The organism is Moorena sp. SIO3I6, from assembly GCF_010672095.1.
This window is the reverse complement of record NZ_JAAHHU010000084.1, coordinates 1-23,350: the sequence shown is the minus strand read 5'-3', so window position 1 is coordinate 23,350 and position 23,350 is coordinate 1. Positions and strand designations below refer to the sequence as shown.

Annotated in this window: 15 protein-coding genes and 1 pseudogene; 13 read left to right on the top strand and 3 right to left on the bottom strand. The window is 43.9% G+C overall.

What is annotated here, in order from left to right; genetic code table 11:
• The first annotated feature begins 528 nt into the window (after positions 1-528).
• From F6K49_RS22210 to F6K49_RS22185, 6 genes are all read left to right on the top strand, one after another.
• Entirely contained in the window at positions 529-1,725 is a 1,197-nt protein-coding gene (locus F6K49_RS22210) for a response regulator (RefSeq protein WP_364304510.1), read from the top strand.
• Between the two features lie 299 nt (positions 1,726-2,024).
• Positions 2,025-2,390 carry a response regulator gene (locus F6K49_RS22205; RefSeq protein WP_293021527.1) on the top strand — a complete coding sequence of 122 codons (366 nt, stop codon included), beginning with the start codon at positions 2,025-2,027 and terminating at the stop codon, positions 2,388-2,390.
• A gap of 21 nt (positions 2,391-2,411) precedes the next feature.
• Positions 2,412-2,942, top strand: a complete 531-nt coding sequence (locus F6K49_RS22200) for a chemotaxis protein CheW (protein ID WP_293039925.1) — start codon at positions 2,412-2,414, stop codon at positions 2,940-2,942.
• 262 nt (positions 2,943-3,204) lie between these two features.
• Positions 3,205-6,246 carry a methyl-accepting chemotaxis protein gene (locus F6K49_RS22195; RefSeq protein ID WP_293100173.1) on the top strand — a complete coding sequence of 1,014 codons (3,042 nt, stop codon included), beginning with the start codon at positions 3,205-3,207 and terminating at the stop codon, positions 6,244-6,246.
• A 7-nt stretch (positions 6,247-6,253) separates the two neighbouring features.
• Positions 6,254-7,036, top strand: a complete 783-nt coding sequence (locus F6K49_RS22190) for an MlaE family lipid ABC transporter permease subunit (RefSeq protein ID WP_293021521.1) — start codon at positions 6,254-6,256, stop codon at positions 7,034-7,036.
• A 134-nt stretch (positions 7,037-7,170) separates the two neighbouring features.
• Entirely contained in the window at positions 7,171-9,780 is a 2,610-nt protein-coding gene (locus F6K49_RS22185) for a M1 family metallopeptidase (protein WP_293100170.1), read from the top strand.
• A 163-nt stretch (positions 9,781-9,943) separates the two neighbouring features.
• On the opposite strand, the gene F6K49_RS22180 is transcribed toward F6K49_RS22185, so the two are convergent.
• The gene (locus F6K49_RS22180; protein WP_293100167.1) at positions 9,944-10,588 is read right to left on the bottom strand and encodes a HAMP domain-containing sensor histidine kinase; all 645 of its coding nucleotides are present in this window, start codon (positions 10,586-10,588) and stop codon (positions 9,944-9,946) included.
• A gap of 1,024 nt (positions 10,589-11,612) precedes the next feature.
• Between F6K49_RS22180 and F6K49_RS22175 the strand changes: the two genes are divergently transcribed.
• The 3 genes from F6K49_RS22175 (at position 11,613) to F6K49_RS22165 (ending at position 14,476) form a co-directional block, all read left to right on the top strand.
• The gene (locus F6K49_RS22175) at positions 11,613-13,334 is read left to right on the top strand and encodes an AarF/ABC1/UbiB kinase family protein (protein ID WP_293100164.1); all 1,722 of its coding nucleotides are present in this window, start codon (positions 11,613-11,615) and stop codon (positions 13,332-13,334) included.
• A 529-nt stretch (positions 13,335-13,863) separates the two neighbouring features.
• Positions 13,864-14,238, top strand: coding sequence for a hypothetical protein (locus F6K49_RS22170; protein ID WP_293045768.1), 375 nt, complete (start codon positions 13,864-13,866; stop codon positions 14,236-14,238).
• A gap of 109 nt (positions 14,239-14,347) precedes the next feature.
• On the top strand, positions 14,348-14,476 hold the full coding sequence (locus F6K49_RS22165; protein ID WP_293100160.1) for a hypothetical protein: 129 nt from the start codon (positions 14,348-14,350) through the stop codon (positions 14,474-14,476).
• A gap of 236 nt (positions 14,477-14,712) precedes the next feature.
• Here the strand turns inward: F6K49_RS22165 and F6K49_RS22160 are convergent, their stop codons facing one another.
• Together F6K49_RS22160 and F6K49_RS22155 are read right to left on the bottom strand one after the other, a co-directional pair.
• Positions 14,713-15,699, bottom strand: a complete 987-nt coding sequence (locus F6K49_RS22160; RefSeq protein WP_293100157.1) for a YkvA family protein — start codon at positions 15,697-15,699, stop codon at positions 14,713-14,715.
• A gap of 573 nt (positions 15,700-16,272) precedes the next feature.
• A pseudogene (locus tag F6K49_RS22155) lies at positions 16,273-16,359 on the bottom strand (helix-turn-helix domain-containing protein); the annotation flags it as partial.
• Here F6K49_RS22155 and F6K49_RS22150 point away from each other — a divergent pair.
• The 4 genes from F6K49_RS22150 (at position 16,358) to F6K49_RS22135 (ending at position 23,336) form a co-directional block, all read left to right on the top strand.
• Positions 16,358-18,094, top strand: coding sequence for an alpha/beta hydrolase (locus F6K49_RS22150; protein WP_293100154.1), 1,737 nt, complete (start codon positions 16,358-16,360; stop codon positions 18,092-18,094). The pseudogene F6K49_RS22155 and the gene F6K49_RS22150 overlap by 2 nt on opposite strands.
• A gap of 130 nt (positions 18,095-18,224) precedes the next feature.
• Positions 18,225-20,771, top strand: a complete 2,547-nt coding sequence (locus F6K49_RS22145; protein ID WP_293100151.1) for a glycogen/starch/alpha-glucan phosphorylase — start codon at positions 18,225-18,227, stop codon at positions 20,769-20,771.
• 525 nt (positions 20,772-21,296) lie between these two features.
• The gene (locus F6K49_RS22140) at positions 21,297-22,508 is read left to right on the top strand and encodes a transposase (RefSeq protein WP_293029019.1); all 1,212 of its coding nucleotides are present in this window, start codon (positions 21,297-21,299) and stop codon (positions 22,506-22,508) included.
• A 15-nt stretch (positions 22,509-22,523) separates the two neighbouring features.
• On the top strand, positions 22,524-23,336 hold the full coding sequence (locus F6K49_RS22135) for a sulfotransferase domain-containing protein (RefSeq protein WP_293029016.1): 813 nt from the start codon (positions 22,524-22,526) through the stop codon (positions 23,334-23,336).
• Positions 23,337-23,350: the final 14 nt, after the last annotated feature.

Sequence of the window (23,350 nt, the reverse complement as noted above, 5' to 3'; positions counted from 1 at the left end):
AGGAATCTTCCCACAGGGGGGGTCTAGTTTCCCCAATCTGTCTAGTTTCCCCAAGCATAGATTTTATCAACCCTAGTGGTCGATTTTTCTAGCTAGATTGAACATAACATCTTACCCCATCACTTTCTTACCTTGTGCCTAATCCCTATTCAAATAAATATACTTAATTTATATGCTTATATGCTATCCAATGGTGTTTAAAGTCCTAACCTAGAACCTTGGACATCTTAGCTTAATTTTCCAGTAACCGTCAAAATCCCACTCTTACCCCTAATCAGTTACTTCGCTCATGGTTAGCTGTCTGCAGCCATGGTAAGCTTCCACCAGTTGGCTTACAGAAGCGATTCCTTACCAACTATACTAGCCTCACCCAATTTTTTAGGATATTTTCAGTGTACAGTTAAGCGGTTTCTTGAGCAAAGATAGATCAGTACCAGTTTATGGGCATCCTTAAACTCAATGACAGGTCATAATCTCAGATTCATCAACAGGTTGTTAGGAGCACATTGTCTTTAAATGCAGGGAACTTTGAGTGAAATTGATATCCGTAGCATCCTGCAACTGATCGAGCTAGGTCAGCGAACCGGGGAACTCTTAGTCGAGGCATACAGCTCTCACCCTAGTAGCAAGGCTAGCAATAGTGGCAGTCATCGTTTTGCCTCAGGTAGACTTTACCAGCAGCCAAAACTACCAAGTCCCGGTCCTTATTGGTTTGTCTTCTTCCTGAATGGCCAGATTGCCTATGCTGCTGACAGCGATGGGAGCTTGTCGCGCCTGCATGATTATCTGCGCCGCTATAAAGCCAATGATGCTCTCAAGGAATTGGAAAGTCTGTCCATTGCCGCTACCAATGCTCTAGAGTATGGTTATCTTTGGGCTTTGTTAGAAAAGCATGTGATCACACCAAACCAAGGGCGAAGCATTATTCAAAGCATGGTTAATGAAACCCTTTTTGATTTGCTGAGCTTTCACCATGGCTACTTTGTATTTGAAATTGGTCCGGCATTAGCACCGCAACTTACTACCTTAGAAATAGGACCATTGGTCACAGAGATTATGAAGCAGGTGCAGGAGTGGAAGCAATTGTGCCCTCATATCCAATCTCCCCATCAGTGTCCAATGATTACTGCCCATGACCAGTTACAGGCTACACTGCCCGAAAAATCCTTTAGACTCATCAGCAGTTGGGTAGATGGCAAAACTTCTCTACGCCAGTTGTCCCGTTATCTCCATCGCGACCTGATCACCGTAGCTCGGGCTATTTATCCCTATGTACAACAGGGGTCAATCCAAATGGTGACCCCCAAAGAAGCAGATACGCCAGCCATTGAAGAGCAATGGGAGTTGAAGAAAGTTACACGATCTGTTGTCTGTGTTGATGATGATCTCGCAGTTGGAAAAGCTGTGGAATATACCCTAGAAGCCAAAGGTTATAAAGTCACAGCAATACAGAAGCCCCTAAAGGCTCTGAGTGAGGTTTTTCAACTCCAACCCGATCTCATCCTCTGTGACCTAGTAATGCCCGACCTAGATGGTTATGAGCTTTGTGGCATGTTACGCCAATCCACAGCATTTCGGCAAACCCCCATCATCATGCTCACAGGCAAAGATGGCTTTATCGATCGCGTCAGAGCCCGGATGGTAGGCGCAACTGACTACTTAACGAAGCCCTTCGGAGATCATGAGTTATTGATGCTTTTGGAAAAATACATTTGGTCCAGGTGATCTAGAACAATGCCAAGATAGTCATACCCTGACCAAAGAATTAGATCAAGGGGAGAATCTTGCTCTGTCAGCCTTTAACTTATTAATAGAGGCGTCTAACCCATCAGTTAATTAACCAACACTATCCTAATTAAACCCACTGGTCAAGCTAGAAGCTTCCACAAATTCAATAAAAATCTAGTCTTTCTTGGTATCACCACCAATAGATGAGCGATACTGTAATCATGATTTAATTTATAGACCCAAATCGGGCTGTAGTTTAATTTCACTACTATTTCCCGAGGGTCGAGCTAGGAGTTATGAGTAAAGTTTTAGTTGTAGAAGACAGCCTTGCTCAACGGCAGATGATCTCAGACCTCCTCAAAGGTAGTGGTTTGAAGGTGGATGTTGCCAGTGATGGTGTTGAGGCTTTAGAACATATTCTAGAGTCTTGTCCAGATGTAGTGGTCTTGGATATAGTGATGCCACGCATGAATGGCTATGAGGTCTGTCGCCGTCTTAAGGCTGACCCTAAAACTCAGAATGTGCCAGTGGTTATGTGTTCTTCAAAAGGTGAAGAATTTGACCGCTATTGGGGCATGAAGCAAGGTGCAGATGCATACATTGCGAAGCCTTTTCAGCCAACGGAGTTGATTGGAACAGTTAGACAGCTACTTAGAACATAAATATATTGGTATTTGACGGGAATGGTTGCTAATCCGGACTTTGTAACTGACTCTGCTCTTGAACAAGCCCCAGAATTGCAGGAATTGGAAAGTCCTGAAGGCGAACTATACCTGCGGTTTTATCTGCGATCTGGTGATGAATTTGCTCTGCCGGCTACTGGTATCAAAGAGGTAATTGACCCCTGCCCTGAACAAATTACTCCTATTCCTAATGCTTCCCCTTTATTGTTGGGGACTTTCAATCGACGTGGACGGGTAATTTGGGTCTCAGATCTAGGTCAGTTTCTGGGGGATAAAACGGTTTTAAATACAGACCGTATCGAAATCCCTGTTATTGTTATTGAAGATCAAGACACTATGCTGGGGTTGGCAGTTCAAGAAATTGTCTGTACAGACTGGCTGGATGTGGAAAAGTTACATATGCCTACCAATGTTGCCGATAGTATGGCTCCTTTCTTACGCGGTGAGTGGTTGCTAGACATTGAGTCTAATCAAGTTCTGCGACTACTTGATCATGTGGCGATTATACGCTCAGCCAGGTGGGCAGCCTAAAACTAATTATTAAAAATTGAACATTAAAAATTAGTTGGATTAATTATTATTGGCTCTACCGAACTTGCTGTGTAAAAATGTTATGAAATAATTATTATAATCATCATGTGGCGGGAGTTTCAGTTTTTAATAGAATGATTTTTTATAAAAAAAACGTCCAATCAGACCTAGTCGGCAATAAGCGCGGTTTTATACACACTATGTCCGGTAGAGCCTTATTATTAAACATTAAATTAATTTTTAATGCTTCGGGAGGAGGTAAATGGCATCCAGTATAAATTACCCCCAGCTGTATGGGGAAGCCGAAAAAGCCTATATGCAGGGCAAATACCAAGAAGCGGCAACAATTGTTGATCGTTTGATTGAGGATTTCCCTAATGAACCCAGTGCCCTGCTACTGCGGGGTCATATTTACTGCTATGGTCTACAGCAGTACGATGTGGCTCGCCAACAGTATGAATCAGTACTCAATCTGACCTCTGAACCAGATTTTGTTAATTATGCCAACAACGGTCTAGAGTACGCCCAGCAATCTACAAATGGTCATCAGGAGGCTGGGTTATCACCTGATGATGATGTCAATACATCACAGGTAAAACTAGATGATACTGAGGAGTTGAGTGCAGAACCCACAGCAGGAAATTGGCAAGACTTCGCTGATTTTAATGATATCAGTGAATTTGACCCGGAAAGCTTAAGTTTGGATAACACAGGGGTTGATGATTTTGCTTCAGAATCAACCTCACCCTTTAACGATTCTTTTCAAGATTCCACTAGTGATGAAGGAGCCATAGAGTTACAGTCTGCTTCTAATCTAGACCCTTTTAGTATCGTCAGTGACTTAGAAGAAGACAGTGAGGATTTAGAGAGTTGGGAAATTGCCTCTGAGGATTTAGAACTCGATGTTAATGCTGTCAGTAGTCAGACTTCTTACAATGGCACAGAAGGACACTTTCCTGAACTCTCTCAAGAGGAGGGTCTACAAACATTTATGGTGTCTCCGGAGGTGAATTTAGACGAAGATCACTCTTTAGGTTCAGAACAGTTAACTAGTGAATCGAGCACAGTTGAGTTTAACATCCTGGGTGAAGAAGAATTAGAATCTCTGCCGGATTACGAGTTTAGCGATCTTGAGGAGCAATCAAAGAATTCCTTTGTTGAAGCCGCAACCCTGTTAATGAATTCAGAAGAGCTTGAGGGGCATTTTTACCCGACTCCAAGTTCTTATTATACCCCTCCCAGCGAGCAGCCTTTGGAACCTGAGAAACCAACTTCTGGGGATACTCAAGCCTATGCTGACAATCAAGAGGACTTAGAATATCTCAATGATGATGCGGCTGACTCTACTGAACCCTATTTAGGGGGAAACTATGGCTCGGATGAGCAACTTTTGGACTCAGCTTACGATCACAATGGGTTCAACTCTCCAAGCCCAGACCAAATTAATTTGGAATCCTTTGATGATGATTCTTGGACAATGGATGATGTAACGGAATCAGAAGAGGAAATATTGTCAGGAATTGAAGCACATCAAGGGGTAAAAGAGGGGTTTTTAGATGAGTTTGACCTATTTGATGATGATTTAGATTCAATCCCTGATTTCTCTGTTGATGATCAGCAAGCACTGTCCAATCAGAGTGATGACAATAGTGGTTTTGATGTATTAAGCACTACTGGCTCAACACTGGGAAGTACTGGGTCAATGGAGATGAACACCAGTGGTATTAGTGCTGTAGCCAGTCATGATTATCCGTCAGCCACTGGGAATGAGGAGCTATTTAGCCTTAGTAGTGCCACCGAGCCAATCCCAATTTATAATCCCACTAAAGACATTGACAAAGAGCTGGTTGTTAGTATTGACCAAGGTCCACTAGCTGCCATAGAAAACGCTCCTGTCAACCAGAAGAATTGGATGACTGCCTTGATTACTGGCGCGGTCTCAATGGTGGTGGTAGCGGCGGTTAGTGCTGGAGCACAATACATGGTTCGAGATGAGCCATCCTTCAAAAACCACGTGCGAAATACTAGTATTATAATGACCCTAGCCGCTGGTGTTGCCAGTTTTGGTACTACTCTGGCTGTGGGTAATATTACAGCTAGGCAGATTAGACGTAGTACCGAAAACCTGAAAACCCAGTTTGAAGGAGTCTCTCAGGGTAATCTCAATGCCCATGCTACGGTTTATTACCAGGACGAATTGGGTCAGCTAGCCCATAGTTTCAACCAAATGGCTAGAGTCATCTTGACAACGATGACTGAAGCACAACGAAAGGCAGAAGAGCAAGAACAGGCAAAAGAAGACCTCCAACGCCAGGTAATTCGATTGCTTGATGATGTGGAAGGGGCAGCACGAGGGGATTTAACGGTACAAGCAGAGGTAACTGCTGATGTTTTGGGGGCAGTTGCTGATTCCTTCAACCTGACCATTCAAAACCTACGGGAAATTGTACAACAAGTCAAGCAGGCAGTCCGTCAGGTGACCAAATCTTCCACCGATAGTGAGTCCTTTGCCCGTTGCTTGTCTTCTGATGCTTTACGGCAAGCTGAGGAACTGGCGGTGACCCTGAACTCTGTACAGGTGATGACCGATGCTATTCAGCGGGTGGCAGAGAGTGCACGAGAAGCTGAGGAAGTTGCTCGCTCAGCCTCGGCTACTGCTCTCAAAGGTGGTGAGGCTGTGGAGCGCACTGTGGCAGGAATTTTGCAAATTCGTGAAACGGTAGCAGAAACGACTCGTAAAGTCAAGCGTTTGGCCGAATCTTCCCAGGAAATAGGTAAAATTGTTACATCGATTTCTACCATTGCCTCCCGAACGAATTTGTTAGCGCTCAATGCTAGTATTGAGGCGGCAAGAGCTGGAGAAGCTGGTCGAGGCTTTGCTGTTGTTGCCGATGAGGTACGACAGCTCGCTGATAAGTCAGCCAAGGCACTCAAGGATATTGAACACATTGTGTTGCAAATCCAGAGTGAAACCGGTTTAGTTATGACAGCTATGGAAGAAGGCACCCAACAGGTGATTGAAGGTACTAAACGAGCAGAACAAGCCAAGCAATCCCTAGAAGATATTGTGCAAGTGGCAAACCGGATCGATGCTTTAGTACGTGCCATCACTGCAGATACTATCGAGCAAACTGAAACATCCCGTGCTGTTGCCCAAGTGATGCAATCCGTTGAGTTAACCGCTCAAGAAACCTCCCAAGAAGCCCAAAGGGTTTCTGGAGCTTTGCAAAACCTGGTCGGTGTGGCGGGAGAGTTGCGGACATTTGTTGAGCGTTTCCGTGTGGAAGCGAATGATGGGAAATGATTGATTAATGGCTAAAACTTCCAGCCTCGGGTTATGGAGTCAGCGTTTACTGGCTGCGATTTTCTTAGCTGGGCAAGTGATACTTCATCTACTAACTGGGAAGATTCACCGCCGCAATACTATCGAGCAAATGGTAACTGTTGGACCAGAGTCTCTGATAATTGCTCTGCTCACTGCTACTGTAATCGGTATGGTGTTTACCATTCAGGTAACACGAGAGTTCATTAATTTTGGTGCCACCAATGCCATTGGGGGAGTCTTGGCTCTAGCTTTGGCTAGGGAATTGGCTCCGGTGTTGACTGCTGTGGTTTTGGCAGGACGAGTTGGTTCGGCATTTGCTGCTGAAATTGGTACGATGCGCGTTTCAGAGCAAATTGATGCTTTGTATATGCTCAAGACTGACCCAATTGATTACTTAGTGATTCCTCGGGTTATTGCTTGTTGTCTGATGCTGCCAGTGTTGACCATTCTCGCCATTGTGACTGGTATGGTAGGAGGATTGGTGCTGGCTCAAAATCTTTATGGTATTCCCCAGTCTTTGTTTCTTGATTCGGCTCGTAACTTCTTAGGAATTTGGGACTTGTTCTCTGCTGCTATTAAATCTGTAGTGTTTGGGCTGTTGATTGCTGTGATTGGTTGTAGCTGGGGGTTAACCACGACAGGAGGGGCTAAAGGTGTCGGTCAATCTACCACCACTGCTGTGGTTACTGCTTTGCTAGCAATTTTTATTATCAACTTTTTCTTATCATGGTTGATGTTCCAAGGGATGGGTAGTGCGGTGATCAGCTAAATAGCTTGATGATGAGTTAACTTAAAATATATCAATCGACCGCTACAGGAAGGGTGACTCTTTTTCCTTTGGGAAACTTCCCATAGCTCCACTTAACGCCATTGTCCACACTGTTCAGTTCTACAACTTCACTAATGTCCCAGTCGTATTTTGATACCGAAAGCAAAACTCACAAATCGTTTGAATTACCTGGTGCTAAACCCCAATACAATCCTGACCGCCCAGGACAAGTGGAGCATATTTTCCTGGATTTAACTCTGGATATCCCCCTCCAAAGCGTTAGCGGTACCTGCACTATCACCCTCAACCCAATACGCGGCATTAAACAGCTAGTACTTGATGCGGTCAACTTGACTATCGCCTCAGTGCAGGTTGACCAAATCCCCCAACCCTTTGACTATGACGGGGAACAACTAAAGATCCAGCTACTTAACCCGGCTGTTGTTGGAAAAGCGATTAAGATTGCGATCGCATACAGTGTAGACAACCCCCAGCGCGGTATTTACTTCATTCATCCAAACCAACACTACCCCAACAAACCCACCCAAGTTTGGACCCAAGGAGAAGATGAAGACTCTCGCTACTGGTTCCCTTGTTTCGATTATCCTGGTCAACTTGCTACCTCCGAAATCCGCGTTAGAGTGCCAAAACCCCTGATTGCTATCTCCAACGGGGAACTAATTGCTACAGAAGAAGACGGGGATGAAACCATATACCACTGGCGGCAGCAAGAAGTTCATCCCACTTACCTGATGACTCTAGCAGTAGCCGACTTTGCGGAAATTCGGGATGAATGGCAGGGCAAACCAGTCAACTACTACGTCGAGAAGGGGCGAGAGCAGGATGCTCGCCGCAGCATGGGCAAAACCCCTGGAATGATAGAGTTCTTGAGTGAAACCTTTGGCTATCCCTACCCCTATCCGAAATACGCCCAAGTCTGTGTAGAAGACTTCATCTTTGGTGGTATGGAAAACACCTCCACCACTCTGTTAACAGACCGTTGCTTGCTTGATGAACGAGCAGCTACCGATAACCAACGGACTGAAAGCCTGGTGGTTCACGAACTTGCTCATCAGTGGTTTGGGGACTTAGTGGTGATTAAACACTGGTCCCATGCCTGGCTTAAGGAAGGCATGGCATCCTACACAGAAGTGTTTTGGACCGAACATGAGTATGGTAAAGACGATGCTGCCTACTACATACTCAATGAAGCACGCAGTTATATCTCAGAAGATAGTTCTCGTTACCGCCGCCCCATGGTTACCCATGTCTATCGAGAAGCTATGGAACTCTACGATAGGCACCTTTATGAAAAAGGTGCTTGCGTCTATCATATGATTCGGGCAGAGTTAGGGGAAGACTTGTTCTGGAAAGCAATCCAAACCTTTGTTAAAGATAATGCTCACAAAACCGTAGAAACCATTGACCTGCTAAGGGCGATTGAAAAAGCTACGGGTCGTAATCTGTTATTCCTATTTGACCAGTACGTCTTCCGAGGCGGTCATCCTGAATACAAAGTTGCCTATTCCTGGGATGGGGATAGCCAGTTGGCTAAAGTTACAGTAACCCAAACTCAGGCAAAAGATAGTAACACGGGTAGCGATAGTGAGCTATTTGACCTCAAAATCCCGATTGCCTTTGGTTACACCCAGCTCGAAGACGATTCTCCTGTGGAAACGTCTAATGAAACGTGCCTACAGACATTTACGGTCAGGGTTCATGAACGGGAACAAAGTTTCTATTTCCCACTGGGGAAAAAACCTAACTTGATTAGTTTCGACCACGGGAATAATTACCTGAAAACCGTTTCCCTAGAATACCCAATCGCCGAACTCAAAGCCCAGCTGAAATTTGACCCAGACCCCATCTCCCGTATCTATGCAGGGAAAGCCTTGGCGAAAAAGGGAGGATTAGAAGCAGTAAAAGCATTGTCTGATGCCCTAAAGAGTGAATCATTCTGGGGTGTTCGTTTAGAAGTAGCCAAACAATTAGCTAAGGTAAAACTAGATCAAGCCGAAGCCGCCTTAATTGCTGGCTTGTCCGATCAAAATCCCCGTGTGCGTCGTGCCGTTGTGCAAGCCTTGGGTGAAGTGAAGACTCCAGAAAGCTACAATGCTCTCAAGCAATTACTAGAAAAAGGGGATGCCAGCTACTACGTAGAAGCCTCAGCAGCTAGGTCACTTGGGGGAATGGTTTCGGCAAGCCTTAAGGATAGGGAAGATGAAGTAATCCAATTGCTGACAAAAGTACTCCAAGAACGGAGTGGTTGGAATGAAGTAGTACGTAGCGGTGCCATTGGTGGCTTAAGTCAAATTAAATCCTCACCCATTGCCCTAGACGTAATTTTAGAATATACCACTCCTGGCATACCTCAACCCCTTCGTCTAGGAGCGATTCGAGCTTTAGGAGACATTTCTAAAGGTCAGACTCCCAATAAAATAGAGTCGATCCTGGAGCAATTAGAAGAACTGTCCCGTGAAACCTTCTATTTGACTCAAGTCACCATAGTTGGGGCTCTAGGAAAAATGGAAACCCCGAAAGCTATGGATATTTTGCGATCGCTTTTAGAGAATACGCCTGATGGGCGAATTCGTCGGATTGCAGAAGAAGCCATTCAGAAAGTCCAGAAAAACATTGGCTCTGACAAAGCCCTTAAACAGCTACGGGACGAACTTGACAAACTCAAAAAAGATAATCAGGAACTCAAAAGCCGCCTCGAAAACCTGGAAGCCAAATCTAATTAAGTATGAAGTCTTTCTTTTACAGCTTCTAATTAAATTTCGTAAGCATTCAGCTCTCAGCTTTCAGCTCTCAGCTCTCAGCTCTCAGCCATTCGCGTAGCGTGGCCAACGGCCAAGGCTAAGGCTGACGGCTGACGGCTGACGGCTGAATGCTTACAATTTATACTTAAATTTCTACAGTGAACACTGACCCCGATGGTTGATTATTTTCTACGAATATTCTACCACCATGGGCTTCAACTGCCATTTTACAGAATGTTAATCCCAGACCAGTTTGATAAATTCCAGTCATTAAATTTCCCACATCGTACTTATCAAAAATACGTTTTCGCAATTCTTCATTAATCCCAGGTCCAGAATCAGCAATGCGAATTATAGCTTTGGTTTCCCGATCTACTGGATAATCTACTTGCAGTATAACTTTACTTTGTGAAGGAGAAAATTTGATGGCATTTGAGAGTAAGTTATCTAAGACACGGCGGATTAAATTAGCATCAATTAAAAGAGTCTTACTGGATTCTGGTAGATTGCTAACTAGCTGAATGTTTTTATCGTGAGCAATGGCTTGGAAATCTAAGACTACCTCTTGTTCGAGTGCATTGATATCCACCAAGTCTCGATTAAGCGTAAGTTTTCCCGATTGTAACTTCGCCATCATCAATAAGTTATCCGTCATTGAGCGCAGCTGGAGAGCTAATTTCAAGATTTGTTCAGTCTTTCTTTGCTGTTTTTTTTGAAGTTCAGTTTGCTGCCAAATATCAAAATATATCATAATATTAGCCAAAGGATGTCTCAAATCATGCACGATCATATGACACATAAGTAGTCGGACAAAAGTAAAATTAACTGTTGAAATAGGGAGCAGGGACTGAGGCCGTGGGCCACGCGGGGCGCGTTCGGAGCTGGGAGCAGAGGGGCTTTTGGCAACTTTACAGAAGTTAATACAGCGATGCAGCAAGGGAACAGGGGGTTTCCCCCACTCGCGCTTTGCATCAAGAAGTGAGGTTTATTTTTGTCCAGGTACTTAGTGCCGATTTGGTTCGGGCAATCACGGAAACAGCATAGTGTAGATAAATCAACGTCGATAAATCAACGTCGATAAATCAACAGATTGCCCATGCTGCTTCGCTACGATACCAGCGGAATCGATATGACACCATTGTTGCTTTGTTGATTTAGCCCCGTCATGGAGGATTCTGCTGAAGTTTTAATTTAAAGACTGTCGGTGATAACACGCAAATCAGAGCTGAAATCCGAAGCTAGAGCCTCGGTTAATGTAATAATGGAAGTTGACAATTTTACCGATATATGCATCAAGAGGTGGGACCCGTGGGGAATTTAATTCTTAATGGGTCAAGCGCACCTAGAAAAAATCTATGACACAGGACTAGTAAACCTTGGCAGAAATTTGTGACCAGTTCCTCTGAAGATGACCAGATCAGGGAATGAGGGGATGAGGGGGTGATTTTGACTGGTCAGTTATTTTGAGCGTAATCTACTCAATTGACCATAATTGACTATCGGAAGTTCAGGAAATGGGCAAGTTTCTGGTGTAGGTTTCTATGGGACTCTCAATTGTCCTGGTAGCAAAACCTGCCCTAAACCTTCGATTGGACTTAAACTGAGATCTTGCACCATTGTCATTAATCGTAGGGTGGGCAGTGCCTACCAAAGTGGTTTGCAAGCTTCATTATCTGTCTGATGCACTGCCCACCCTACATGAACTATTGGACTTAAACACCGAATTATAGTATATGTACAAGTGTATACTTATTTAATAAAACGCAAAAGATAGATAAAAAACTATAAATTTCTTAGAGAGGCCTATACTCAGCGTGAGTCAGCATCAACTTGTATCTCCTGAACAGCGGTCTAATGAACCCCAAAGGTACTATGATCCACAAGCGATCGCCCGCTACTATCGTTCCAGACCTTGGGTAGTGATTTGGCGTTGCCTGAGGATTGTCTGGGGTTTCGCTAGCTTTGTTTTTAGTATTAAGTTAGACCAATGGCGCAACCGGACTGAGCAGAATAAGTTAAAACGAGCGACACAGCTGCGGGAACTTCTGACTAACCTCGGTCCAACCTTTATTAAAGTCGGACAAGCTCTTTCCACCCGCCCTGACTTGATTCGGCAAGATTTTTTAGATGAACTGATCAAACTACAAGACCAGCTGCCTCCCTTTGACAATGCGATCGCATTGTCCATAATCGAGCAAGAGTTAGGGCGCTCCATCCAAAAACTCTTTAGCCAAATTTCCCCAAGACCTGTAGCAGCCGCTAGTCTTGGTCAAGTCTATCGGGCTAAACTTCACACCGGTGAAGAGGTCGCGGTTAAGGTACAACGTCCTAACTTACGCCCTATCCTCACCCTAGATCTTTATTTGATGCGGTGGGCAGCTAGCTGGATTGCCCCCTGGTTACCACTCAATCTCGGTCATGACCTAACTTTGATTGTAGATGAATTTGGTACTAAGCTCTTTGAGGAAATTAATTATCTCAATGAAGGTCGCAATGCCGAACGATTTGCTCTAAACTTCCAAGACGACCCCACTGTGAAGGTTCCAGCAATATACTGGCGCTACAGCAGTATCCGTGTCCTCACCCTAGAGTGGATTGATGGTTTCAAGTTAACCGATACAGAACGTATTGAAGCCTTAGGACTAGACACCGCAAGCTTGATTAAAACCGGTGTCACCTCTGGTTTGCGTCAGTTGTTAGAGCATGGCTTTTTCCATGCTGATCCTCATCCAGGTAACTTATTTGCCCTTCCGGATGGACGCATGGGCTATATTGACTTTGGTATGATGGATCAGTTAGATCAAGACACCAAAGAAACCATTGTCAGCTGTGTCGTTGATCTAATTAATCAAGATTATCAATCATTAGCCCAGGCGTTTGTTAAATTAGGTTTCCTAGCACCCAACACAGATATCCAGCCGATTATCCCAGCCTTAGAAGCTGTCTTGGGACAAGCAATTGGTGAAAGTGTCGGAGATTTCAACTTCAAGACGATCACAGATCAGTTCTCAGAGTTGATGTACGATTATCCTTTCCGGGTACCAGCCAAGTTTTCCTTAATTATTCGTTCTCTGGTGACTCAAGAAGGACTGGCACTGACCTTAGATCCCAACTTCAAAATTGTCGAGGTTTCCTACCCCTACGTCGCCCAGCGTCTGCTTACCGGTGAAACTCCACAAATGCGGCGGCGTTTGATTGAGGTGTTGTTCAAAGACGGTAAATTCCAGTGGGAACGACTGGAAAATATGATTGCGATCGCTCGCTCTGATCAGAACTTTGATTTGCTACCAACCGCTCAACTTGGTTTGCAGTATCTCTTGTCTGAGGAAGGTCAGTTTCTGCGACGTGAACTGTTGTTAGCGTTAACCGAAGATGACCAACTCCATGGAGCCGAAATTCAGAGTCTGTGGAACTTAGTCAAAGATGATTTACCACCAGAACGTTTATTCAATGTAGCTTTGAATGCACTAAGTACTATTTCCAGTGATGGGATTGGGGCTATTTTACCCAAAGCTCCTGCTGTTACTACCAAATAGTGTGTCAGACCAACTGGCTGACAACGATATTCCTGATCATGACTACTTACTCCTAAGTATTCACTACTTGTTGTTATTGTAATTAGCGCTTCTTCCCAAACGTTATAGGATTTGGTGGGTTACAGCGCGGATAAAAATCATTGCCCCGCCTCGCCCACCTTAGGAAACTATAAGATTTTATGATCTCCACAACTACCGGATAGCATTCGCCGCTTTAGCAATCCGTGTCGGAATTGTGATAATTTCTGATACCATCTTCCCTACTCCCAGATCTGCTTTTATATCATGTCGGGATAATTACCCTTAATAAAAACCTCCCCATCTCCCCATCTCCCCATCTCCCCATCTCCCCATCTCCCCATCTCCCCATCTCCCCATCTCCCCATCTCCCCATCTCCCCATCTCCCCACCCTCTCCTTAATTATGGGTATTCAACCAGACTTGATATTCCCTATTCCCTATTCCCTTTGCTATCATTTTTTGTAATAATCTTCACAGGCACTAAAAGCATGAAGATTAGGAGTTATTTGTGTATAATTTTTGGCCAGATCCACCCTATTTTTTGTTAATTTTTGGTTTGTTTGCTGGGATTACCTGTGGGCTAGCTTTTGAAGCTACACTCAAAGAAAAAGTACAGGAATGGTATAAGACCAAATCCAGTCAAACCCTGGCTGAAATTAAAGGAATCCAGTTACTTCTCCCATTTATGGGAATTGCTGTTGGGATTTGCCTGTTTCTAGCCTCTGGGTTAGGAATTTTTGCCTTGCCCTATTGGTTGTGTTACTCAATTTCCATACCTATGACCTTATTTATTAGTGGGCTAGTTTGGTCACAACTCGGTAACGTATTGATTCAGTTAGAGCGAGGTGGTTCCAAAGCTCTAGATTTAGATTCGTGGGAATAACTATAAACTGACTAATTTGTCATTAGTGATTGGGAGTTTTTTCCCATACTATCGGTCAGCTACTAGTGGGTAATCGGTAATCGGTAATCGGTAATCGGTAATCGGTAATTTGCCTTTTGCCCATTACCTACTCCCTACTCCCTACTCCCTACTCCCTACTCCCTACTCCCTACTCCCTACTCCCTACTCCCTAAAACTTAATAATCCTCATATTTACTATCCATTAAAAAATCCATAGAATAATGTTTAACATTACTAATACAAGCAACAGTAAGCCATTTATGATTAAATCATGACGACTTTCGTTGAGCTTTTTACCTAAAATTATGCTCCCGTGCTCAAGAAAGTATTTTTTCATAAACCCTGGAACTTTTTCATAGTATGGCTTGTACTTGAGCAGATTAATGATTAGCTGTATTAAGCCATAGGTAGTCAGAATAAATACGGTAATTCGGTATAAATAATAGAGGTTAATCATGATGTATGACTTAGGATATATTTGACCAAAATAGCGATAATGGCTGCTGCAATGCTGCCGATTAAACTGATTCTGACAATCCGATTGTACTTGCGGACTTCTATCTCCGCTATCTTTTCTGCCTGTCTTTCCATATAATTTTCTAGTTCCTGAGCTAGGGTGGAAACTACGGCAATGATCAAGGCTGCATCATCGGCTAATCCAACTACGGTAATTAGGTCTGGCACGGCATCAAAGGGGGATATTAAATAGATTAAGGCTGCGATCGCTAACGCTTTTCCCTTCCAAGCGGCATTAGGATCCCGGACCATTTTAGCTAAAGCTTGAATTTTCGGCCAAATTTCTTTAATTGCTCCCCGGTTCATCCGTTCTAAGTTCTTGTCAATTTTTTGGATGTCTTCTGGCTTGGTATTTTGGAGCAATTTGTGAAATATTTCTTTTATCCTCCCCCGGTTCATCTGATCCAGGCTCTGGTCAATTTTCTGGATGTCATTGGGGGAGATGTTTTTTTGTAATTTGTCCAGTAGTGTTCTAATCTTACCAGGGTTGCTTGGTGCTGAGTTTTCCGACCGTTGGGGGATGTCTGGTTCAGTGGTAGATTTTTGAAACTTGCTGAGTATCCCTCTAATCTTGCCTCTAACTTTGTCAGTATTGCTTGGTTCTGAGTTTTGGGACAGTTGGGGGATGTCTTGGTCAGTGGTAGATTTTTGAAATTTGCTGAGTATCCCTCTAATGTTACCTCTAACTTTGTCAGTATTGCTTGGTTCTGGATTGCTTACCGTTACTGAGGTGTCCTTAGGAGTTCCTGGTTTGGGTAATTTGCTCAGTAGTGACTGAATTCGCCCAGGGGGTTTTTGTTCTAAGGTCTGGTCGAGTTGTTCTAAGGTCTGGTCGAGGGAGTCGAGGGATTGGATATCCTCTGGTTTTTCCTCTGGTTTTTCCTGTTTTTGAAATCGCCGAAGTAGTCTTTCCCGTAAACCCATTACTATTAACCTTGTTATATCCGAGGATTTATCTGTTTTAGTTGTTATAGCAATTCTCTTTTCCATGAGGGACAAATGGATCCCCCTAAATCCCCCTTAAAAAGGGGGACTTTGAGCTTGATAAGCGTACCTCATAAATGCAATAAACACTATAACTAGTATAATGATATTTATGGTAAGCTTATTGCTAAATGGCTAGGGCGTGTCTTCAAACTCGGAGATACCCCATTATCCCCCTTAAAAAAGGGGGACGAGCGAGTATGGCTCCCCCTCGGAGATACCCCATTATCCCCCTTAAAAAAGGGGGACGAGCGAGTATGGCTCCCCCTCGGAGATACCCCATTATCCCCCTTAAAAAAGGGGGACGAGCGAGTATGGCTCCCCCTCGGAGATACCCCATTATCCCCCTTAAAAAAGGGGGATGAGCGAGTATGGCTCCCCCTCGGAGATACCCCATTATCCCCCTTAAAAAAGGGGGATGAGCGAGTATGGCTCCCCCCTTATTAAGGGGGGCTGGGGGGGATCTAATATCTTGCGGAAAACTTTGAAAACACGCCCTAGTCCCCAGTTTTAGACCCATCTAGAATAACCAGCATGTTGTGCCATCAGGGTTTTGTGTTGGTTGTTCAGTTTCAGTTTGGTCTTGAGAGCTTTGTACATGTTTAATGATCTTGTCACAGGTTTTCCCTTAACTATTACCAACTCCCCTAGTCTTTCCCGAGCAGCTAAAGTGAGCACCCAATCCTTTCATTATAACCCACTGCGCCAGTGGTTAACTCGCTTTTCCCTATCCCTAGGCTTGAGTCTAGTATCTACATTCAGTGCAATTCCTGCCCTAGGAGCAGAGCGAATTACTTTCTTCGTTTCTCCCTTTGGACAATTTAATATTGGGATTGAAGACTTGGAAATTTTTGCTAAAGATGGCACAATGACAAGGCAATTTGCCTATTATGCCAACTTTGCTACACCAACACAATTAGCAGCACTGCGGATTCTACTAAATAGTCGATTTAATATTTCTCCCAGATATGTTTATTTGTTCACTCGCTTACCGGTGGGGAAAACCTTACTGCGCCGATTGGGGAATGTAATAAAAGCAGATTTTAATCGCAATGGTTTCTATCCCTTGCGGGGTGCTTTAGTTTCGGCAGCTTCGGATCCAGAAGGCTTGAGCGTTATTAATGTATTGCGTAAGTTTTCCCTAGAAACTATTTACCTGGATGTGGAACTAATTTCTGATGTTACTGATGAGCTATCAAGGCTATTTGTGGTAAATGATGTTGTCTTTAGTGCCATTAAAAATCGGGCACAACTACAGGGAGAAGGCTCAACATCGTTTAATTTCTCAGCACAAGCAGATCTCAGGAATTCTGGAGGAATAGGTTGGCGTAAAGAAACCTTTGAGGTTTATAACTCTGAGCGTCAAGCTTCGTTTCCCGTTGATATTTATCTACCTAGGTCTTCAGACCAAGGAGCAATAAGAGGCTCGATTCCAACTCTGGTTATCTCCCATGGTTTGGCTTCAGACCGCAATACCTTTGCCTATCTAGCGAAACATTTAGCATCTTACGGTTTTGCAGTTGCGGTCCCGGAGCATATTGGTACTAGTTCCGAACGCATTAATCAAATCTTTGCTGGCTTCGCCACTCCCCTCAATCCTACTGCGATCATCCATCGTCCTCTGGATGTGAAGTATTTGTTAGATGAACTTTCCGCTAAAGCTAATTCTGACCCGAGTAAGTTTGGCAGGCTGAATCTAGAAGAGGTGGGAGTAATTGGTCAATCCTTCGGAGGCTATACTGTTCTTGCTCTAGGAGGAGCTAAGCTCAATTTTGAACAGCTTACTAGTGAGTGTGATGCTGCTCGACAGAACAATTTATCCTTAGATGTATCCCTGCTACTCCAGTGTCGAGGTACTCAACTACCCCCAGAAGACTATAATTTGGGAGACGAACGGGTAAAAGCAGTGATTGCTGTTAATCCGCTCAGCAACCCGATCTTTGGTGAAGCCGGGATGTCACAAATTCAGGTTCCGGTCATGATGGTCTCTAGTATCAGAGACATCTTTGCGCCACCTGTAGAACAACAAATTACCCCCTTCAGCTGGCTAACTACCCCAGAAAACTATCTAGTGGTGACAGAAGCAGGTACTCACTTTTCCTACCTGGGTGGGGCAGGAGAGGGTGTCTTACCGGTTCCACCTGAATTGATTGGGCCAGATCCTGCGATCGCTCGTCCTTACCTGATGGCACTTAGTACCGCTTTTTTCAAAACCTATATTGCTAAACAACCCCAATATGCTTCCTATCTCAGTGAGTCCTATGTGAAAGAGATTAGTCAAGACCCATTGAATCTGTTTCTGATCCAGTCTTTGCAGGAAAATCAACTCAAGTAGGAACTGTGTGTTACAAATTGGTGATTTTACTACAGAGAATGATAATTCACCAATGACCGTCCATCCTTACTCTCTCACCAAACAGAATTCATAATAGAATGACAAGTTTTTGGTCAGGATGAGCCATACTATGAAGGAAGCTACCAACCTCACACAACAAATCAAGGTTAAGGTAGAAGATGACCGTACAGGTATGTCGGTGGAAACCCTTAAGCGAGCCTTTGCTGATAATCTTTATTATATCCAGGGTAAAAATCAGTTTTTGGCTACACCCTACGATTACTATATGGCTCTGGCTTATACGGTAAGAGACCGGCTACTTCAGCGGTGGATTAAAACCTTAGAAACCTATACTAGAAAAAATGCTAAGACGGTATATTACCTGTCAGCAGAATTTTTGATGGGTCGCCAGCTCACTAACAACTTGCTCAACTTGGGGATATATGATCGGCTCAGCCAAGCTCTCCACGAATCTGGGCTGGAGCTAGATGACCTGAAAATCCTGGAAGCTGAGCCTGGTCTAGGGAATGGCGGTTTAGGACGCTTGGCTGCTTGTTTCCTGGACTCCCTGGCAACGTTAGAAATTCCTGCTGTTGGGTACGGCATCCGTTATGAATTCGGTATCTTTGACCAGCGGATCATTGACGGTGCTCAAGTTGAACGTCCTGACAAATGGCTACGCTTCGGCAACCCTTGGGAAATCCGACGCCCAGAATTAACGGTTGAGGTTAATTTCGGGGGTAAGACAGAATCCTACAAGGATGATGAAGGGCGCTATCGGGTGCGTTGGGTTCCGGAGTGGCAGGTTTTGGGTACTCCCTACGATATACCAGTGCCTGGTTACAAGAAAAATACGGTCAATACCCTGCGTTTGTGGCGTGCTGGTGCCAGTGAGGAATTTGATTTTGAGGTGTTCGACAGCGGTGACTATGCTGGCTCTGTGACTGAAAAGATCTATTCCGAGAATATCTCGAAAGTTCTCTATCCCAATGATAACACTTCCCAAGGGAAGCAACTACGGCTAGAGCAGCAGTATTTCTTTGTTAGCTGTTCTCTTCAGGATATTATTAATAATTATCGACGAACTAATAGTAATTTCGACCTGTTCCATGAGAAAATTGCGATTCAGCTGAATGATACTCACCCATCAATTGGGGTGGCGGAGCTGATGCGGTTGTTCTTGGATAAGTACAAATTGAGCTGGAATCGAGCTTGGTATATCACTAGGAACACCTTTGGCTATACTAATCATACTTTGCTAGCAGAGGCTTTGGAACGCTGGCCAGTTAGCCTATTTGAGAAACTATTACCGAGGCATATAGAAATTATCTATGAAATCAACCGTCGCTTCTTGGATCATGTGCGTGCCAAGTATCCAGGTGATAATGACCGGCTCAGACGAATGTCCTTGATTGAAGAAGGACCTGATAAGTCTGTGCGGATGGCTCATTTAGCCTGTGTAGGTAGCCATGCTATTAATGGGGTGGCCGCACTGCATACGGAATTGCTGAAGAAGGATGTGCTCCAAGATTTCTATGAATTGTGGCCAAATAAATTTATTAATATGACCAATGGGGTCACACCCCGTCGGTGGCTATTGCTGAGTAATCCTCAACTGTCGGAACTGATTACTGAGAAAATTGGAGAGGGTTGGGTTACTAATCTAGACCAGTTCAAACAGTTAGAGCAGTTTGTTAATGATGCTGAGTTTTGCGATCGCTGGCGCAAGATTAAGCAGCTGCACAAGCACAACCTTGCGGATTATATTCTGCTACACAACAATATTAAAGTTGATCCTAATTCCCTGTTTGATGTTCAAGTAAAGCGGATTCACGAGTACAAGCGTCAGTTGTTGAATGTACTCCATATCATTACTCTCTACAACCAGATCAAGGAGAATCCCTCTATCGATATCTTGCCCCGAACCTTTATTTTCGCTGGCAAAGCAGCACCGGGTTACTACATGGCTAAACTGGTGATTAAGTTGATCAACTCAGTAGCAGAGGTTATCAATGATGACCCTGATGTAAGCGATCGCATCAAGGTAGTTTTCTTAGAAGGCTTTTCGGTTTCCCTCGGAGAGCAGGTTTACCCAGCAGCCGACCTTTCAGAGCAAATCTCCACTGCTGGCAAGGAAGCCTCTGGAACTGGCAATATGAAATTTGCCATGAATGGAGCGTTAACGATTGGTACCTTGGATGGTGCTAATATTGAAATCCGAGAAGAAGCAGGAGCAGACAACTTCTTCCTGTTTGGTTTAACTACTGAGGAAGTATACGCTCTCAAGGCTGAGGGATATAACCCGCAAGAATACTATAACAACAATGAAGAGCTCAAGCAGGTAATCGATCAGATTGGCTCTAGGTACTTCTATCCCCGTAATCCTAACCTGTTTAAGCCACTGGTGGATTCCCTACTGTACAGCGATGAGTACCTGCTTTTGGCAGACTACCAGTCCTATGTGAATACCCAGAAGCAAGTAACCCAAGCCTATCGGGATCAGCATCACTGGACTCGGATGTCGATTATTAATGCGGCGAATATGGGCAAATTCTCTTCAGACCGCACGATTCGGGAGTATGGTCAGAACATCTGGAATGTTGAGCCGATTTCCGTTGACCTAGACGAGTACGACCAGGACTCGGCTGGGTTGAAGCGAATAAGTGAACTACCTTAATTAGGGAGTCGGGAGGTGTGGGGAGATGGGGAGATGGGGAGATGGGGTGATGGGGTGATGGGGAGATGGGGTGATGGGGTGATGGGGTGATGGGGAGATGGGAAACATTTTTATAGGGTACGAGGTACATTAAATTTTCTTACCCCTACTCCCTACTCCCTATTCCCTATTCCCTATTCCCTATTCCCTATTCCTTTAATTATAGGTGTGCAGAAGGCAGGAACAACTTCTATTTATAACTACTTAACGCAAAACCCTCAAGTTTATAAAAGTCTAAACGCTGAAAACCCCGTCACAAAGCGAGCGGGTCAGAAGTTACCGCAAAAATAAGGCAGCCTTTATGGTTGGTCGGCTATGGGTAAAAGGGTTAAAACTTTATGATTAAGGCTGCCTTATTTTAAGGTTTCGTCTCCGGGATGAAAGCGAATAGCGGCTTTAGCCGCCTGTGAAAAATATTCCAGGAAAATCCAGAATCTTAGCCTGGTTGTTGTAGAATAAAAGTAGAAACAGTTAAGGTCGAAACTGATGATTATCTTGGAGTTCAAAGCAAAAGGGAAGAAACATCAATATTCCGCTATTGATGAGGCTATTCGGACTGTTCAATTCATTCGCAATAGCTGTCTCAGGTACTGGATGGACAATAAAAGGGTTAATAAATTTGACCTTAACAAATACAGTGCAGTCCTAGCCAATAATTTCCCTTTTGCCAATGAATTGAACTCTACGGCTCGTCAATCTAGTGCCGAAAGAGCATGGTCATCAATCATTCGGTTCTTTGATAACTGTAAGAAAAAGGTACCCGGCAAAAAAGGTTTTCCTAAATTCCATAAAAACTGCCGTTCAGTAGAGTATAAGCAGTCTGGCTGGAAGTTGTCCCCTGACAAGAAATCAATTACATTTAGTGATAAAAAGGGGATTGGAAAGCTCAAACTTAAAGGTACATGGGACTTATGGCGTTTTGACAAAAAACAGATTAAGCGGGTTCGGATAGTTCGTCGAGCTGATGGCTACTATGTCCAGTTTTGTGTTTCAGTTAACATCAAAGAAGAATTAGAACCAACTGGAACGGCTGTTGGTCTAGATGTTGGACTAAAAGAGTTCTATACTGATTCCACTGGGAATACTGAACCTAACCCCCGTTTTTACAGGACGGGAGAGAAACGCCTTAAGTTCTATCAGCGCAGAGTTTCTAGAAAAAAGAAAGGCTCATCCAATCGCAGAAAAGCAGTTAATAGACTAGGTAGACATCACCTTAGAATAAGTAGGCAACGCGAAGAGCACGCCAAGAGACTGGCGCGCTGCGTAGTCCGATCTAACGATCTGGTCGCCTATGAAGATTTAAGGGTTAAGAATCTGGCTAAAAACCACTGTCTTGCTAAGTCTATTAATGATGCAGGTTGGTATCAATTTAGGAAATGGATGGAGCATTTTGGTACAAAATTTAAGAAGGTGACGGTTGCAGTAAATCCCGCCTATACCAGCCAAAATTGCTCAGAATGCGGTGAGGTTGTTAAAAAGTCTCTATCAACCAGGACTCACACCTGTAAGTGTGGTTGTCAACTAGATAGAGATCATAATGCCGCCATAAATATCCTAAAAAGAGCCTTGAGTACGGTGGGGCACACCGGAACTTGGATCATTGATCCCAACGCTTCAGGAGATCCGACCTCTACTCTTCCTGGTTCCGGCCTGGTCGAGCAAGTTAGATCGTTGAGTGAAGAATCCCCGCGTCTTTAGACCGGGGAGTGTCAAATGAGTCCGGTTAAGGAAACCAATTTTTTTGAAAAAGATTGGGGAAAGTTGCCTCCAGAACTAATAACTCCTAACAAAAATAGAATTGATACCTTTGAAAAATATTGTAAACTTTTCGAAGACGTTAAGGATGAAATAGCGATTGGTGAAGCATCCCCTAACTATTTGTTTCATTATAAATCATCTTCTGAACTAATATTGCGCTATTTGCCGGATGTTCAACTGATTGCTATTCTAAGAAATCCCATAGACCGAGCTTATTCGGATTATTTAATGCACGTTCGGGAAGCGACGGATGTAGCGGGTAAGGTTCAACCATTATCGGAACAGCTTAAGTTTCGCTATAAGGGGTCGTTTACCCTAAAAAAAGGACTATATAATGATCAACTGAAACATTTTTTTGAAAAGTTTAATCGACATAAAATAAAAGTTTATCTGTACGATGATTTATGTAAAAATTACGTGGCTTTGCTCCAGGATATTTATCGATTCATTGGAGTAGATGAAACGTTTATCCCGGATGTATCCAAAAAAGCTCAAGTGGCTCAAATTCCTAAAGTAAAATTGGTTAATAATCTGTTGCGTAAACAAAATCCCCTCAGAACTATGGTGGCTTCTGGACTAAGGTACATCCTGCCGCTGGAGGTGAGGCAAACTGTTCGTTTGGCGCTAATTAACATGAACTCAACTGATAAGAAAAAAGCTGCTCTTTCTAAAGAGGAACGGCAACAGTTGCTGGAATTTTATCGTGATGATATCCTCAAACTCCAAGATTTGATTCAACGAGACCTTTCGGTTTGGTTAACTGTTTGAGTGTAAGTAGTCAG

Coding starts and splice junctions, on each gene's coding strand:
- F6K49_RS22205 (WP_293021527.1), top strand. CDS start 2,025: ATGAGTAAAGTTTTAGTTGTAGAAGACAGCCTTGCTCAACGGCAGATG.
- F6K49_RS22200 (WP_293039925.1), top strand. CDS start 2,412: ATGGTTGCTAATCCGGACTTTGTAACTGACTCTGCTCTTGAACAAGCC.
- F6K49_RS22195 (WP_293100173.1), top strand. CDS start 3,205: ATGGCATCCAGTATAAATTACCCCCAGCTGTATGGGGAAGCCGAAAAA.
- F6K49_RS22190 (WP_293021521.1), top strand. CDS start 6,254: ATGGCTAAAACTTCCAGCCTCGGGTTATGGAGTCAGCGTTTACTGGCT.
- F6K49_RS22185 (WP_293100170.1), top strand. CDS start 7,171: ATGTCCCAGTCGTATTTTGATACCGAAAGCAAAACTCACAAATCGTTT.
- F6K49_RS22180 (WP_293100167.1), bottom strand. CDS start 10,588: ATGATCGTGCATGATTTGAGACATCCTTTGGCTAATATTATGATATAT.
- F6K49_RS22160 (WP_293100157.1), bottom strand. CDS start 15,699: ATGGGTTTACGGGAAAGACTACTTCGGCGATTTCAAAAACAGGAAAAA.
- F6K49_RS22150 (WP_293100154.1), top strand. CDS start 16,358: ATGTTTAATGATCTTGTCACAGGTTTTCCCTTAACTATTACCAACTCC.
- F6K49_RS22145 (WP_293100151.1), top strand. CDS start 18,225: ATGAAGGAAGCTACCAACCTCACACAACAAATCAAGGTTAAGGTAGAA.
- F6K49_RS22140 (WP_293029019.1), top strand. CDS start 21,297: ATGATTATCTTGGAGTTCAAAGCAAAAGGGAAGAAACATCAATATTCC.
- F6K49_RS22135 (WP_293029016.1), top strand. CDS start 22,524: ATGAGTCCGGTTAAGGAAACCAATTTTTTTGAAAAAGATTGGGGAAAG.